At 69.9% G+C, this 15,428-nt stretch carries 13 protein-coding genes and 1 riboswitch; of the genes, 9 read left to right on the forward strand and 4 right to left on the reverse strand.

Annotation, left to right across the window (positions count from 1 at the left end; genetic code table 11):
• Window positions 1-127: 127 nt before the first annotated feature.
• A riboswitch (TPP riboswitch) is annotated at window positions 128-257 on the reverse strand.
• A gap of 211 nt (window positions 258-468) precedes the next feature.
• Window positions 469-1,194: a TonB family protein gene (locus QRD43_RS06175; protein WP_285981619.1), complete on the forward strand. Its 726-nt coding sequence runs from the start codon at window positions 469-471 to the stop codon at window positions 1,192-1,194.
• A gap of 74 nt (window positions 1,195-1,268) precedes the next feature.
• On the opposite strand, the gene QRD43_RS06180 is transcribed toward QRD43_RS06175, so the two are convergent.
• Window positions 1,269-2,198, reverse strand: coding sequence for a LysR family transcriptional regulator (locus tag QRD43_RS06180; protein WP_285981620.1), 930 nt, complete (start codon window positions 2,196-2,198; stop codon window positions 1,269-1,271).
• Between the two features lie 121 nt (window positions 2,199-2,319).
• Here QRD43_RS06180 and QRD43_RS06185 point away from each other — a divergent pair, with 121 nt between their 5' ends.
• The 5 genes from QRD43_RS06185 to QRD43_RS06205 all read left to right on the forward strand — a co-directional run bounded on the left by QRD43_RS06185 (window position 2,320) and on the right by QRD43_RS06205 (window position 7,550).
• On the forward strand, window positions 2,320-2,958 hold the full coding sequence (locus tag QRD43_RS06185; RefSeq protein ID WP_285981621.1) for an FMN-dependent NADH-azoreductase: 639 nt from the start codon (window positions 2,320-2,322) through the stop codon (window positions 2,956-2,958).
• A gap of 111 nt (window positions 2,959-3,069) precedes the next feature.
• The gene (locus QRD43_RS06190; protein ID WP_285981622.1) at window positions 3,070-3,489 is read left to right on the forward strand and encodes a DoxX family protein; all 420 of its coding nucleotides are present in this window, start codon (window positions 3,070-3,072) and stop codon (window positions 3,487-3,489) included.
• A gap of 53 nt (window positions 3,490-3,542) precedes the next feature.
• A complete protein-coding gene (locus QRD43_RS06195; protein WP_285981623.1) occupies window positions 3,543-4,409 on the forward strand; it encodes a pirin family protein in 867 nt (288 codons plus the stop codon).
• A gap of 132 nt (window positions 4,410-4,541) precedes the next feature.
• Window positions 4,542-6,503 carry a GspE/PulE family protein gene (locus QRD43_RS06200; protein ID WP_285981624.1) on the forward strand — a complete coding sequence of 654 codons (1,962 nt, stop codon included), beginning with the start codon at window positions 4,542-4,544 and terminating at the stop codon, window positions 6,501-6,503.
• A 27-nt stretch (window positions 6,504-6,530) separates the two neighbouring features.
• Window positions 6,531-7,550, forward strand: coding sequence for a hypothetical protein (locus QRD43_RS06205; protein ID WP_285981625.1), 1,020 nt, complete (start codon window positions 6,531-6,533; stop codon window positions 7,548-7,550).
• Window positions 7,551-7,579: 29 nt separating this feature from the next.
• Here QRD43_RS06205 and cueR read toward each other — a convergent pair whose 3' ends face one another.
• Window positions 7,580-7,990: a Cu(I)-responsive transcriptional regulator gene (gene cueR, locus QRD43_RS06210; protein ID WP_285981626.1), complete on the reverse strand. Its 411-nt coding sequence runs from the start codon at window positions 7,988-7,990 to the stop codon at window positions 7,580-7,582.
• Complete coding sequence (locus QRD43_RS06215; protein WP_285981627.1) at window positions 7,987-10,395, reverse strand: heavy metal translocating P-type ATPase; 2,409 nt, start codon at window positions 10,393-10,395, stop codon at window positions 7,987-7,989. Before QRD43_RS06215 ends, cueR begins: the two co-directional genes overlap by 4 nt.
• Before the next feature lie 137 nt (window positions 10,396-10,532).
• Between QRD43_RS06215 and QRD43_RS06220 the strand changes: the two genes are divergently transcribed.
• The 3 genes from QRD43_RS06220 (at window position 10,533) to QRD43_RS06230 (ending at window position 14,252) form a co-directional block, all read left to right on the forward strand.
• The gene (locus QRD43_RS06220; RefSeq protein WP_285981628.1) at window positions 10,533-10,730 is read left to right on the forward strand and encodes a heavy-metal-associated domain-containing protein; all 198 of its coding nucleotides are present in this window, start codon (window positions 10,533-10,535) and stop codon (window positions 10,728-10,730) included.
• Window positions 10,731-11,071: 341 nt separating this feature from the next.
• Complete coding sequence (locus tag QRD43_RS06225; protein ID WP_285981629.1) at window positions 11,072-13,882, forward strand: TonB-dependent receptor plug domain-containing protein; 2,811 nt, start codon at window positions 11,072-11,074, stop codon at window positions 13,880-13,882.
• Window positions 13,883-14,045: 163 nt separating this feature from the next.
• Window positions 14,046-14,252, forward strand: a complete 207-nt coding sequence (locus tag QRD43_RS06230; protein ID WP_285981630.1) for a hypothetical protein — start codon at window positions 14,046-14,048, stop codon at window positions 14,250-14,252.
• A gap of 69 nt (window positions 14,253-14,321) precedes the next feature.
• Here the strand turns inward: QRD43_RS06230 and QRD43_RS06235 are convergent, their stop codons facing one another.
• Complete coding sequence (locus QRD43_RS06235) at window positions 14,322-15,326, reverse strand: SphA family protein (protein ID WP_285981631.1); 1,005 nt, start codon at window positions 15,324-15,326, stop codon at window positions 14,322-14,324.
• Between the last annotated feature and the right edge of the window lie 102 nt (window positions 15,327-15,428).

Raw genomic sequence — 15,428 nt, forward strand, 5'->3', positions numbered from 1 at the left:
GAGCAGGAACCGTCGGGGCGCGAGGGCGCCAGCGGGGCGTGGGTGCGGGGTGGGGCCCGGGTCGCCGCGGGTGCGCCATCTCGCGGATGGCGGCCCTGGTGCCAGGGCCCGCAGCCCCGGCAGGAGGCACGGGCTGGCAGGCTCTTCTTACGCCGGTACGAACCGGATCAAGTTCAGCGGGTCCATGGCTTCCACCACGTCTCAGCCCGACGCCAAGGCCATCGCCTTGGCGCATCAGGGCTCCCCGGAGCAAGGCGCCAGTGTATAGGAGGAAGCGTGCGATCTGCACGCAGGCTTGGTGGAATCCCGCAGTGCCGGTTGCAGACCGGTGGAGGACACTTGTTTCCGGAAGTCATAGGCGTAAGAGACCGCCAACTTCTGAATCAAAACGACGGACGAGCCCGCAGAGGTTCCGCTGTTCACGGGATGGCACGACACCGTGCCAGGGGTCTTAGGGTTGCAATGAGCATGTCCACCAAGCTGTATTCCGCCACCGCGCTGGCGCTGGCCTGCCAGTTGCTGCTGAGCGCAGCCGTGTCCGCCCAGACGGCGGAGCCCGCCGGCAAGGCCGGTTCCGCCTCGGGGCTGAGTGATTCCGACCGCGCCAAGCGCGATGCCGACAAGGTCCTGCAATGGATCAAGTTCCACGCCTCGCACGCCACCAAGCCGGAGGCCCCGGCGCCGGCCCCCAAGCCTGCCCCCACGGCCAAGGCCGCGGCACCGGCGCCCAAGCCGGCCGTGACGGCCGCTGCCGCCGCACCGTCGCAGGCCGCCGCCTCCGTGCCCGCGCCGGCCGCCAGCCAGGAGTCCCAGGTCGCGGCCCGCGAGCCCGAGCCCGCGCCAAAGGCCGAGCTGGTCGCCACCGCTCCCGCCACGCCGCCGGCACCGCCGCCGACCGAACCCACCCGCCCGGCGCCCCAGCCGCAGCCGGAGCCTGAAGAGGAAGTCGCGCTGCGCCTGATCCAGAAGGTCGATCCGGACATCCCGCGCCAACTGGTCAGCAACATCCGCAACGGCTCCGTCATGGTCCGCTTCCAGGTCAAGCCGGACGGCACCACGACCAAGGTGGAGACGCTCGGCAATCCGAACAAGCGCCTGGCCTCGAGCGCGATTGCCGCGGTCCAGCAGTGGAAGTTCGCGCCCATCCCCAAGCAGCGCGAAGCCACCGTCGAGATCGGCTTCAAGCTCGACTGACGCGGCCGCCCGCCCTGCCTGAACGGCCCCATCTCGGGGCCGTTTTCATTGCGGGGTCGGCATCCGGGGGAGCGTCAGGCGCCGCTGGCGCTGCTCGGGCAGCGGCTCAGCGTGGCGACCAGCGCATCGAGGAAGGCACGCGTGCGCAGCGGCATCAGCCGACGCTCCGGGAACACGGCCCAGCAGGGCGTGGGCAGCAGCTCCCAGTCGGGCAGCACGCGCACCAGCTCGCCCCGGTCCACGAAGGGCTGCGCGAAGTGCGCGCCCACCGCCGTGATGCCGACATCGGCGCAGGCCAGGCGCAGCAGCATGTCAGGGGCGTTGACCAGCGTCTTGAGCTGAGGCTGCCCCTCCCACAGCGCCCAGGCGCCCTCGTGCCCGCGGCGCAGCTTCCAGGGGACGGCGTCCCCATGGCGGCTGAGGATCATCAGGCCGTGCATGCTAGTCAGCGCCTGCGGCAGCTGAGGCTCGCCGTGCCGCGCCAGATAGCCCGGCGAGGCATAGAGCCCGGTGCCGATGAGGGCCAGGCGGCGGGCCGCGAGCTGCGAGTCCTCCGGCAGCGTGCCCATGCGGATCGCGAGATCGAAGCCCTCGGCGATGAGGTCCACGCGGCGGGGTGAGAGGTCCAGCTCCAGCTGCACCTCGGGGTTGTCGCGCACGAAGGCGGACAGCATCTCCGGCAGCGCCTGCTGGGCGAAGTCCCCGGGCATGGAGACGCGCAGGCGGCCGCGCGGCCGCTGCTGCCGGTGCAGCGCCAGCGCCAGGGCACCGTCGACCTCGCTGGCCACCACGCGGGCATGCTCCAGCACGCCCTGGCCGAAGTCGGTGAGCGCGAGGCGTCGGGTGGAGCGCTGCAGCAGCTTCTCCCCCAGCCGGTCCTCCAGGGCCGCCATGCGGCGCGAGACGGTGGACTTGGGCAGGTGCAGGCGCTCGGCGGCCCGGCTGAAGCTGCCGGCCTCCATCACGCGGGCAAAGAGCAGCAGGTCGTCGGCATCCAGGCTCATGGTGATTGTTCCGTTGGTGGAACAATCTTATCCATTCGATGGTCTTCTGGTGCTGTCTTGCGATCAATAAAGTTCAGCCATGCCAACAACACGCCGCCCTGCGGCGAGCAAGGAGCCCGGTATGAACATCCTGCAGATCAACAGCAGCGCCCGCCGCCTTCAAGACGATGGCCAAGGCTCGCATTCCACCCGCCTGGCCAATGAGCTGGTCGCCGCCCTGCGCGCAGGCCAACCGGCGGCCCGCCTGGACATCCTGGACCTGGGCCAGCGCAATCTGCCCGCGCTCGATGAAGCCACGCTGCAGGCCCTGTTCACGCCGGCCGAGCAGCGCAGCGAGGCGCAGGCCGCCCGCGTCGCCCAGGACATGGCGCTGATCGAGCAGGTCCGCGCCCAGGACACCCTGGTGCTGGCCGTGCCCATGATCAACTTCGGCATCCCGACCCAGCTCAAGCACTGGATCGACGCCATCGCCAAGGCCGGCGTGACCTTCCGCTACACCGCCAACGGCCCCGAGGGCCTGCTGGGGGGCAAGAAGGTCTACATCGTCCTGACCCGTGGCGGCATCTACCGCGACCAACCGAGCGACACCATGGTGCCCTACCTCAAGACGGTGCTCGGCTTCCTGGGCATGACGGACCTGCACTTCATCTACGCCGAAGGCCTGTCCATGGGCCCCGACGCCGAGGCGCAGGGCCTGGCCGCCGCGCGCGAGCAGATCGCGTCGCTGCTGCAGGGCCAGGGCGAGGCCCAGCCCGCCTGAGGGTAAGTCCCCGGCGCCACGGCGTCGGGGTGCGGGGCCGGGCATGGCACCATCGCGCGCAATTCGATTTCGACAAGGCCGGTCACGGCCCCGCACGAGGAGCGCAAGAGGATGATCTCGACCTGGATTCGCAGCGCGCCGACGCAGGCGCATGTCAGCGTGGCGCTGGTGCGCGTGGCCGTGGCGCTGGTCATCCTCATGCATCCGCTGCATGGCTATGCCCACCTCGAGAACATTCCGCGCTTCGGCGAGTACCTGTCCTCGCTGGGCTTCCCCTACGGCGGCGTGCTGGCCTGGATCGTGCTGCTGGCGCAGACCGCCGCCAGCCTGCTGATGCTGGCCGGGCGCCTGGTGGTGCCGGCCTGCGTCGCCCATGTGGTGGTGCTGCTGACGGGCATCGTGGTGTTTCATTACCCCCTGGGCTGGTATGTCGTTGGCCCGGGTGAAGGCGGCATGGAGTTCAGCGTGCTGATGATCAGCTGCCTCTGTGCCGTGGCCTGGGCCCACTGGCCCCGCCGCCGCGGTCTCTGAGCCGGGGCGCCTGCGGGCCGCGCCGGCCGAGGCGTATCGAAAGGAGATCTCTCATGTCGACCGACACGCTCCCGCTGACCCAACCCCGCCTGGTGGAACGCCTGGTGGCCGGGCAGCCCACCAGCGACGGCGCCGGCGTCAAGCTCACGCGCGTGCTGACCCACACGCTGCAGCAGCGCCTGGACCCCTTCCTGATGCTCGACGCCTTCGGCTCGGACAAGGCCGACGACTACATCGCCGGCTTCCCCGACCACCCGCACCGCGGCTTCGAGACCATCACCTACATGCTTGAAGGGCGCATGCGTCATCGCGATTCCGCGGGCCACGAAGGCCTGCTGCAGAGCGGCGGCGTGCAGTGGATGACCGCCGGGCGCGGCGTGATCCATTCCGAGCTGCCCGAGCAGGAAGAGGGCCGCATGGAAGGCTTCCAGCTGTGGCTGAACCTGCCCGGCCGCAACAAGCTCTGCGAGCCGTGGTACCGCGACATCCCGAGCAGCGAGATCCCGCAATGGACGCAGGACGGCACGGTCGTGCGCGTCATCGCCGGGACCCACCGCGGCGTGGCCGGCGCCGTGCAGCGCGAGCACACCGAACCGGTCTACCTGGACGTCCACCTGCCGCCTGGCGCCAGCTTCGAGCATGCCCTGCCGGACACGCACAACGCCTTCGTGTATGTCTACCGCGGCGCCGTGCGATTCGACAGCGGCTGCACCGTGCCGCAGCAGCGCATGGCGCTTCTCGCCAACACGCCCGGCAGCGACGGCGTGCGCCTGCAGGCGGGCGAGGCGGGGGCCCGGCTGCTGCTCATCGCCGGCCGCCCGCTGGGCGAGCCGATCGCCCAGTACGGCCCCTTCGTGATGAACACGGAAGCCGAGCTGATGCAGGCGGTGCGCGACTTCCAGAGCGGCCGGCTGGCCTGAGGACGCGGCGGGCCGGGACGGGCCACCCGGCGTTGACATGGCTCAAGAATCGGCGGTGTGGTGCAGCGAGTCGTGGCGGCGGTGCAATCTGCACATTGTGCGGATTGCGCCCGTGCTGTCACACTTTGTTGCATGGATACGAAGCTGCAGTACGAGCACGACACCGTCCCCGCCGCCCTGGAGGATCTGACCCACACCGCGGCGCCGCCGCCCGCCGGAGCCCAGGTCCACACCGACCTGGATCAGCTCTGGCGCCACATGCAGACGGGCCATGGCACGCGCGCGGCCCGCCTGGGCGAGGCCCTGATCGCCGCCGGTCTGCTGAGCCGGCCTCAGCTGCAGCGGGCCCTGAGCCGGCAGCTCGGGGCGGTGCCCCATCTGCCGCTCGGTGAGCAGCTGGTCAAGGACGGCGTGCTGAGCCCGGCTCAGCTGCGGCAGATGCTCGCCTCCTGGCAGGGCGTGCCCACCGTGGACCTGGCCCGCGTGCGCCCCGAGCCCGAGGCCCTGGCCCAGGTGCCCCGCATGATCGCGCTGCGCGAGTCCGTCTGCCCGCTGATGGTGCGGGCCGACGAGCTGGTGGTGGCCGTCGCGGACCCCTGGGACCAGCACCTGCTGGACGTGCTGCGCTTCGTCAGCGAGCTGCACGTGCGGCCGGTCCTGGCCCGGCCCGGCACCTTGCTGCCCGCCATAGCCCGGGCCTACCAGCAGGACCTGACGAGCGCCGCGCGGGGGGCCGGCGAGGCCCCGGACAAGGCCCTCGCCCCGGACGTGCAGGCCACGACCATCCGCGAACTGGCCCAGCAGCTGGCGGAGTCCGACGGCCTGACGGGCGACGCCGAGGTCGGCGTGGTGGCGGAGTCGGACAACACGCTCGTGCGCCTGGTCAACCGGCTCATCGCCGATGCGGTCGAGCTGGGCGCCTCGGATATCCACATCGAGGCCTCGGATGCCCCGCGTCCGGTGCGCGTGCGCCTGCGCATCGACGGTGATCTGGTCCGCTACCTGGAGCTGCCCACGCGGGTGCGCTTCGCCCTCATCGCCCGCCTGAAGATCATGGCGGACCTGGACATTTCGGAGCACCGCCGCCCCCAGGACGGCAAGATCGACTTCAGCCGTTTCGGCGGCCCGCCGGTGGAGCTGCGTCTGGTCACGGTGCCCACCAACACCGGCCTGGAGGATGTGGTGCTGCGCCTGCTGGGAGGCATGAAGCCGCTGCCGCTGGATGAGATCGGCCTGTCGCCCGGCAATCTGGACGGGCTGCGGCGGGTGATGGCCAAGTCCTACGGGCTGCTGCTCATCTGCGGTCCCACGGGCTGCGGCAAGACGACCACGCTGCACTCGGTGATGCGCGAGCTCAACGAGGACAAGCGCAAGATCTGGACCGCCGAGGACCCCATCGAGATCACACAGGAAGGCCTGCGCCAGGTCCAGGTCAACGCCCGCATCGGCTGGACCTTCGCGGCGGCGATGCGGACGTTTCTGCGGGCCGATCCGGACGTGATCATGATCGGCGAGATGCGGGACGAAGAGACCGCGCGCATCGCCATCGAGGCCTCGCTCACGGGCCACCTGGTGATGTCCACGCTGCACACCAACTCGGCGCCCGAGAGCGTGACCCGGCTGCTCGAGATCGGGCTGGACCCCTTCATGTTCTCCGACTCCCTGCTGGGCGTGCTGGCGCAGCGGCTGGTGCGCCGGCTGTGCCGGGACTGCCGGGTCGCGGAGCCGCTCGACGACCGGGCCGCGCACTCCCTGGCGCAGCTCTATCTCCAGACCCCGCCGCCCGGGCTGACGACCGAGGCCCTGCTGGCCCGCTGGCGCGAGCGCTTCGGCGTGGACGGCCGGCTGGTGCAGTACCGTCACCATGGCTGCGACGCCTGCGGGGGCAGCGGCTACCGGGGCCGGCTCGGCATCCACGAGCTGCTGGTGGCCGACGAGCCGCTGCGAGGGCTGGTGCGCCGCCGGGCGCCTGCCGCCGAGATGTTCCAGCTGGCCCTGCAGGCCGGCATGCGCACGCTGCGCCAGGATGGCATCGAGAAGGTGCTGGCCGGCCTGACCGACCTCTCCGAGGTGCTGGCGGCCAGCAACCAGTGACGGACCCATGACCGCAAGGAGCTCCAGATGACACCTCCCCCCGCCGACGCCCACCTGGCCGGTCCGCTGAACCTGGAAGTGCCCGCGCTGCTGCTGAGCAGCCTCGGCGAGTGGCTGGCGCGCCAGGCGCTGCAGTTGCAGGCCGAGGCTGACCGTCCGGAGCGGGTCGTCCGGGCCGGCGCGGCGCTGGAGCAGCTGGGGCTGGAGATGCAGGCGCTGGTCCACGCGCTGCGCGGCGCACGGCCCGGCGCCGCGGAAGCGCTGGACCTGCACGCGGCGGCGGCACAGGCGCTGGCGCTGTGGGCGCCCGCCTGGCATCGGGCCGGGCTGCGTGCCGAGCTGCTGCCGGGGCCCGCCCTCGTGCAGCACCTCGATGCCGGACTGCTGCAGCACGCCCTGGACCTGCTGCTGGGTCATGGCCTGGCGGGCGGGCGGGACGTGCGGCTGAGCCTTTCAACACTCGACGAGGCCCGCCACCGCCTGTGCCTGTCCGGCCTCGGGCCGGCTGCCGCGGAGGATGAGCTGCACTGGCAGCTGCTGCGACTGCTGGCCCGGGCGCGCGGCTGGGCGCTGCTGCGCCGCGAGACGCCCGCGGGGACGATCGACGTCGAGCTGCATCTGGGACCGGCCGTGGGCCTGGATCACCCCTCGGCGGGGGCGGAAGGCGCGGCCCTGCCCCGGCGCCGCCTGGACCGGTCGATGCGGGTGCTCGTGCTGGATCCCCAGGAGAGCAGCCGCGTCGAATGCGCCCGTCTGCTGGGGGCGGCCGGCCTGGCCTTCGACTGCCATGCGACGCTGGACGATGCCCGCGCGCGGCTTGAATCGGCCGATCCGGGCTGGGATGCGCTCGTGTCCGGCATTCCCGCCGAGGCCCCGGGCCTGGCGGCCCTGGTGGAAGCGCTGCGGCAGCGCCACGGCCTGCGGTGCTGGATCGAGCTGGGCGACGAGGACTACCGCTTCGACATCGCCGTGCCCGACAGCACCCGCCCGGCGCGCCTGGGCCGGGCGGACCTGCCGCACACGCTGCTGCAGGCGCTCGCCGGCTGACGAGTGCGAGTCGCGCGGGCGGCCGACCGTCAGCCGCTGGCGCCGCCGGCCAGGCCCTCGAGGATGGGGCAGTCCGGCCGTTCGTCCCCGTGGCAGCACTGGGTGAGCTGCAGCAGGGTCTGGCGCATGGCCTGCATCTCGGCGAGCCGGCGGTCGAGGTCGGCGATGTGGGCCTGCGCGATCTTCTTCACCTGGCTGCTGGCCCGGTCGCGGTCCTGCCAGAGCCTCAGCAGCTCGGCGATCTCCGCCATCGAGAAGCCCAGGTCCCGGCCGCGCCGGATGAAGCGCAGCAGATGGACCTCGCGCTCGCTGTACTGCCGGTAGCCGGACTCGGTGCGGGGCACCTCGCCGAGCAGGCCGAGGCTTTCATAGTGGCGCAGCATCTTGGCCGACACGCCCGAGCGCGCCGCGGCTTCGCCAATGTTGAGACGTCCGTTCATCGGGTGGGCCTCCAGCGCTGCAGCAGCAGCGCGTTGCTGATCACGGTGACGCTGGACAGGGCCATCGCCGCGCCGGCGATCACGGGGTTGAGCAGTCCCAGCGCCGCCAGCGGGATGCCCACGACGTTGTAGGCGAAGGCCCAGAAGAGGTTCTGGCGGATCTTGGCGACCGTGCGCCGGGAGATGTCGATGGCTTCGGCCACCAGGCGCGGGTCCGGGCGCATGAGCGTGATGCCCGCCGCGTGCATGGCGACGTCCGTGCCGCTGCCCATGGCCAGGCCGACATCCGCCGCGGCCAGGGCCGGCGCGTCGTTGATGCCGTCACCCACCATGGCCACGCGCCGGCCGCCGGCCTTGAGCGCCGTCACCTGCTCGGCCTTGTGCTCCGGCAGCACCTCCGCGTGGACCTCGTCCAGCCCCAGTTCGCGGCCCACGGCCTCGGCCGCGCCGCGGTTGTCGCCGCTGAGCAGCACGGTGCGCAGGCCCAGCTGCCGCAGCTGCGCGATGGCCTCGCGCGCGCCGGGCTTCACCGGGTCGCCGAAGGCCAGCAGCCCGAGCAGCTCAGCGGGCGCCTCGGGGGCGGGGCGCCGGGCGAGCCAGGACAGCGTGCGGCCCTCGGCCTGCAGCGCCGTCGCCGCGGCCTCCAGCGGCGCGAGCGTCACGCCCAGCTCCTGCATGTAGCGCTGGCTGCCGAGCATCAGCGCCTGCCCGTCCAGCTCGGCCGACAGTCCACGGCCGGGCACGGCGCGCAGCGAGGTCGCCCGGGGCAGAGACCGGCCCGCAGCCGCCTCCTGCCAGGCGCCGAGCACGGCCTTGGCCAGCGGATGCTCGCTGCCCTGCTGCAGGATGGCGGACAGCCGCAGCAGCTCGTCGGCGGCGAGGGCCCCGGCGGGCTGGTGCGCCAGCAGGCGGGGGCGGCCCTCGGTCAGCGTGCCGGTCTTGTCGAAGGCGACCACCTCCAGCTGGCGCGCCATCTCCAGCGCCTCGGCGTCCTTGATCAGGAGCCCGCGCCGCGCGGCCACGCCGGTGCCGGCCATCAGCGCCGCGGGCGTCGCCAGGCCCAGCGCGCAGGGGCAGGCGATGACGAGCACCGCCACTGCATGCAGCACCGCGCGCTCCCAGTCGCCCGTGCCCAGGCCCCAGCCGAGCACCGTCAGCGCGGCGAGAACCACCACCACCGGGACGAAGACGGCGCTGACCTGGTCAACCAGGCGCTGGATCGGCGCCTTGCCGGCCTGCGCGGACTCCACGAGGCGCACGATGCGCGCCAGCGTGGACTCGGCCCCCAGCGCCCGCACCGCCAGCAGCAGCAGCCCCTCGCCATTCATGGCACCGCCGACGACGGCATCGCCCTCGCCCCGCGCCACCGGCAGGCTCTCGCCGGTGATCAGCGATTCGTCCACATGGCTGGCGCCCTCCAGCACCGTGCCGTCGACCGGGATGCGCTCGCCCGGGCGCACCACCACGCGATCCCCGAGCGCCAGCGTGGCGACCGGCACGTCCTGCTCGCTGCCGTCGGCGCGGCGCAGGCGGGCGGTCTCGGGGCGGAGCTTGCGCAGCGCGCGGATCGCCTCCGTCGTGCGGTGCTTGGCGCGGGCCTCCAGCTGCTTGCCCAGGAGCACGAGGGTGATGACCACGGCGGCCGACTCGAAATAGAGCGACATGCTCATGGGGCCATGGCGCAGCAGCTCGTAGACCGACAGCCCGTAGGCCGCGCTCGTGCCCAGGGCGACGAGCAGGTCCATGTTGCCGCTGCCGGCCTTCAGGGCTGCCCAGCCCTTGCGGTAGAAGCGGGCGCCCAGCACAAACTGCACCGGCGTGGCCAGCGCCAGCTGCAGCCAGCCGTCCAGCATCCAGTGCGCCCCCCACAGCATGCCGACCATGGGCAGCAAGAGCGGCAGGCTCAGCAGCACGGCCAGGGCCAGGCCGAGCCGCCCCTCCTGCAGCGACTGCCACAGCATGCCCTTGGGCTCCTCGGCCGTCTGGCCTTCGTCCTGGAGCCGGGCGCCGTAGCCTGCGCGGGTGATGGCGGCGATCAGGCTGTCGCTGTCCAGCGTGGCCAGGCCGCGCACGCTGGCGGTCTCGGTGGCGAGGTTCACGGTGGCGTCCAGCACGCCCGGCAGCTTGCGCAGTGCCTTCTCGATCCGGCCGACGCAGGACGCGCAGGTCATGCCGGTGACCTGCAGCTGCCAATGCCGCTCCCGCAGTCCGTAGCCGCCCTGCTGCAGCGCGGCGGCAAGCACCGGGAGGCTGGCCTCGCCGGAGAGTTCAGCCTGCTCGGTCGCCAGGTTGACCGTCACGGCAGCGACGCCGGGAACCTTGGCCAGCAGGCGCTCGACGCGCTTAACGCAGGAGGCGCAGCTCATGCCCGTGATGGGCAGGGTCAGGGGGGCAGGGGTGTTCATGGCGCCAGTCTCAAGCTTCACCTGATGGTAAGGTCAAGCCGTGCTCGGCGGTCTGTGACCCGCCCGGGTCTGTGCTTGACCTTGCCATGATGGCAATGAATAAGCTGCAGCGCGAATCAACTGTCTAGGAGCCTTCCATGCGTACCTTCCACCTTCCCGACATGAGCTGCGGCCACTGCGTGGCGGCCATCACCGAGGCGCTGAAGGCCGTCGATCCCGAGGTTAAGCTGGAGTTCCAGCGCGAGGCCCGGACCGTGCAGGTCGGCAGTGCCGCCGAGGACGCCCGGCTGGTCGAGGCGCTTACCGAGGCCGGCTACCCGCCGAAACTGGTGTAAACCCCTGGCGCGATGCGCACCTTCCCCGCGGCCGCCCGATTTATGTGCAGCTGCTCACGGTGCCTGGGCGGGGAGGGGGCAGAAGGAGCGCCGAAACGGGCCTGAACCGGCTTTGGGGCGGGCGCTGCGCGCGCACGCCGTCGCGCCGACGGCGGCATCTGTGGCATTCCTGCATCACATGCCCGCAGACTTGGTGGAGTTCCCAGATACGTTTCTACACACGGATGAAACAATCGCCCCGCGCTGTCCGGTGTACCGCACGTCGGGGACTTGGCAGCGGGCAACTACTACATCAGAGCTACGGCTCCGCCACAAGTGGCGCCATGTCAGAGGGCTTTCCAATGTCTCGAATCATCATCAGCCAGCGCAAGCTTGCGCTGTCCACCCTGGCCATCGCCAGCAGCGTCGCCTGCCTGTCGGCACACGCTCAGGCCCAGTCGGAACCCGTGCAGCTGCAGCGCGTGGAAATCACCGGCTCCAACATCAAGCGCCTGGCCGCCGAGACCGCATCCCCGGTCCAAGTGATCACCCGCAATGAAGTCAAGCAGACCGGCGCTAACACCGTGCGCCAGGTGCTGGACACCATCACCGCCACCAACACCGGCGAACTGCGTGACGACGGCAACAGCTCCAGCTTCGCCGCCGGCGCCACTGGCGTGGGCATGCGCGGCCTGGGCAAGGCTGCCACCCTCGTGCTGCTGAACGGCCGCCGCATCGCCAACTTCGGCCTGGCCGACGGCGCCAAGGAAACCTTCGTCAACATCGATTCCATCCCGGCCGACGTGATCGACCGCGTGGAAATCCTGAAGGACGGCGCCTCCGCCATCTACGGCTCCGACGCCATGGCCGGCGTGATCAACATCATCACCCGCCGCGACTACAGCGGCGTGGGCCTGTCCGCCAGCTACCAGCGTGGCGTTTCGCCCGCCACCGGCAAGCAGACCACTGCAGGTATCGTGGCCGGCATGGGCGACATGGCCCGCGACCGCTACAACGTGCTGGCCAACCTCGAGCTGTACAAGCGCGAGGGCTACATGCAGAAGGACATCATTCCTTACTACCCCGCGTGGCATAAGCAGTTCGTCAGCCCGGCCTTCGGCGATCCGAGCCTCGTGTCCTACCCTGGCAACCTGCTGAAGGGCGCCAAGGACAAGAACGGCAACTTCGTCGCCTCCTCGCGCGTGGCCAGCCCGCTGTGCCCGGCTTCGCAGCTGAACAGCGCCAAGGCTTGCACGAGCGACCTGACCGGCATCAACCCCTTCTCGGACCCTGCGCAGCGAGTGAACCTGTACACGGCCGGCCGCTACGCCGTGAACGAGAACGTGGAAGCCTTCGCTGAAGTGAGCCTGTCGCACACGAAGACGGAGTACCGCGATCTGCCCTTCGGCATCAACAGCCCGGGTACGCCCTTCCGTTGGTTCGATGGCAACAGCAAAACCATCCAGACGGTCAACAAGCCCCTGCTGGCCGCCAACAATCCGGCCAACAACACCGGTGGTGTGGCTGGCCTGGAATACCGCTTCATGGACAACCTGGACATGTGGGGCGCCCCCGCCACTGCTGACCAGTACCGTGTGATGGCCGGCTTCCGCGGCACCTATGGCAACTGGGACTGGGAAACCGCCTTCGGCCAGATCGGCGCTGATGCGAAGAAGGGTGGCGTCGGTGCCCATCGCACGTCGTTCATCAACGCTGTGGAAAGCGGCGAGTACAAGATTGGTGCCCAGAACAGCCAGGAGTTGCTGGACCGCATGTTCGTGCCTCTCGAGATGAAGGGTGAGAACCGCACCCGCTTCATCGACGCCAAGGTCAGCGGCGAAGTCGCCAAGCTGCCCGCCGGCGCGCTGCAGATGGCCGTGGGCGTGGATCTGCGTGACGAGCACCTGAAGATCAAGTCCAGCGACAACGTGATGAACGCCGAGATCATCAACCGTGGCTCGGTCTGGGTGGAAGGCGATCGCAAGCTGACCGCTGCCTTCGTCGAGCTGGAAGGCCCGATCGTCAAGAGCCTGACCGCCAACGGCGCCCTGCGCTACGACAAGGCCACGGGCTTCGACGGCCGCGTGTCTCCCAAGCTGGGCCTGCGCTGGGAAGCCAGCCCGCAGTTCCTGCTGCGCGGCACGATCGCTGGTGGCTTCCGCGCCCCCAACATCCCCGAAACGCTGGGTAAGGTGGGTCTGACTGGCTTCTTCAACAGCACCTACGATCCGAAGCGCTGCGACACCGCCACGGCCATCCGTGACGCGCTGCGCCTGGGCGACGCCAACGACAAGCAGGACGCCACCACGGCCTACAACACGGGCTGCCTGGCTTCCGTGCCGGCCATGATCTCCGCCAACTCCAAGCTGAAGCCTGAGCTGTCCACCAGCAAGACCGTCGGCTTCGTGTTCGAGCCGGTGCGTGACTTCTCCGTGGCCGTGGACTACTTCCACATCGAGCGCCGCGACGAAATCAGCTACCGTGACCCGAGCTATGTGCTGGACCGCGAAGACAAGCCTGAGTACGCAGCTCTGATCGCCCGTCAGCCGATCTCCGCTCAAGACCAAGCCTGGGCTGCACGTGCCAACGCGCTGAAGCCGGGTGCCAACCTGAAGTGGGATGCCGGCCAGCTGATCACGCTGCTGCTGCAGTACGAGAACTTCGGCAAGACCGAGTCCTCCGGCATCGACATCGACATGAAGGGCCGTTTCAAGGTTGCTGACGTCGGCACCTTCACCGTCGGCTGGCAGACCACCTACGCCCTGAAGTCGCGCGGCTGGGACATCGACGCCAACGAATGGCGCCCGAACACCGTCGGCCTTCGCAGCACGCCGCGCGTTCGTTCCATCCTGACGACCCAGTGGGCTCGAGGCGACTGGACCGCCGGTCTGCGCTTCAACTACACCTCGCGTACGGAACTCAACTTCGACGAGACCGATCCGAGCGTGTGGGGCGAGGCGTCCTGCCAGGCTCGTCTGAAGCCGGGTAGCCTGCCTTGCTACTACGGCAAGGATCTGGTCACCAGCTTCAACATGGCCTACAGCGGCATCAAGAACCTGCGTCTGAGCATGAACATCGGCAACCTGTTCCACGACGAGTTCCCGGTCGACCTGCGCGGCGGTTACGGCGTGCGTCCCCGCACCATCAAGGTGGGTGCCGAGTACAAGTTCTAAGCTTGTAACGCAGCTGGCAGCGCCAGCGCATATGCAAAAAGCCGGGCGAATGCCCGGCTTTTTTTTGCGCATTACTTTCTTCATATGTAATGGTTTCCGTGTTGTCTGAAGGTTGCTTGGTCGCAATAATTGGGGCTCCTGTATCGATATTTGAGGGATGTATATGAAGAATTTGATTGCTGCTGAAATTGAACTCGTTGCCGGCGGAGAAGGTGGCGAGGGGGAGGGGACGGATAAGGAAGGCAAGAACGTGCTGCCTCCCGTGGAGGTTTCTGGTCCTCGAGCTGGGTCTTCTGCAATCGGTGATTTCGGCGGGCCGGCGTTGGATAAGGGCAAGCCTAAGTTCCAGTTTGCTGAGCCGAATCCCTAAGCGGGATATTGCTTGTTTGAGGTAAAAAGGCCGGGCAATGCCCGGCCTTTCGCATCTAGGACTGATGCATCAATCCAGGCGCAGATTCAGGCGCACCCAGGCGGTCGTGCCTTCCGGGCGGTTGCGCACGCTGAACTCCTTGGCCACCTTGAACTCGGCCGACCACACGCCGTCTTCCGACACATAGGCCACCATCGGGCCCAGCGAGCGCACGCGGGCCTTGTTGCCATTGGCGGCGACGCCCGGGCCGTTGTCGCGGGTGGTCTGCTCGACCAGATAGCCCTGCAGGCCGGTGCGCCATTCGTCATTGATGCGGTACATGGCGGCGTAGTCGGCATGCAGGTACTGGCCGGAGCGGACGTCGGTCGCGGTGTTGCGGGTGTTGACGGAGTAGGTGGCGCGCAGGCCCAGTTCCACGCCGTTCTCCCAGACCTTGGAGGCGATCACCAGCGGGCGCACGGTCCAGAACTTGCCGGCGCCCGGGTTCACGGCGCGCTGCGCGTCGTAGGCCCCCGTCGGGGCGACCACGCTCAGGCCCAGCACCAGGCGGCTGTCGTCGTTCTGCCAGTCCACGAAGCCGGCCACGTCCAGGTCGCCCTGACCCGTCTTGCTGCCGGAGCGTGCGGCGCTCTGCTGGTCGAGCAGTGCCTGCACGGCGGTCGCGGCGCCGGCCGGCACGCCGGCAGGCAGCGTGGCGCTCAGGCGGATGTCATTGCGCTGGCGGATGAGGGGCAGCGTGGCGGAGAAGCCCAGGCGGCCTTCGGCGACGAGCTTCTCGGTGACCCAGGTGCCGCGCGTCACGAAGACGTCGGCGTCGATCTCGCCCTGGATCTGCACGGGCAGCGTGCCCAGGGGCGTGGCGGCCTGCGTCTGCAGGGCCTGGCCATCGTCACCCTTCAGGCGCTTGGCACTGTAGTGCTGCAGCCAGAGCTGGCCGTACCAGCCGGGAAACTGGGGCGAGGCCAGTTCGTAGCTCGGGGCGCCGAGCAGGGCGCGCAGCTGGCCGTTTTCGGTGGCATGGGCCGTGCCGAGGGCGGCAGTGGCAGCGAGGAGGGCCAGGGTGTACTTCTTCATGGTGGTCCTGATTGCTGGAAAAAGGGAAGGCGCAAGACGCCGCCGTGCGGTCGGCGCGGCAGCGTTGCGGGCGGGCCCGGGGGCGCCGGGACGGGGAGTGGG

Origin of the sequence: Roseateles subflavus, from assembly GCF_030285365.1 — a bacterium.
GTDB lineage: Bacteria > Pseudomonadota > Gammaproteobacteria > Burkholderiales > Burkholderiaceae_C > Roseateles_B > Roseateles_B subflavus.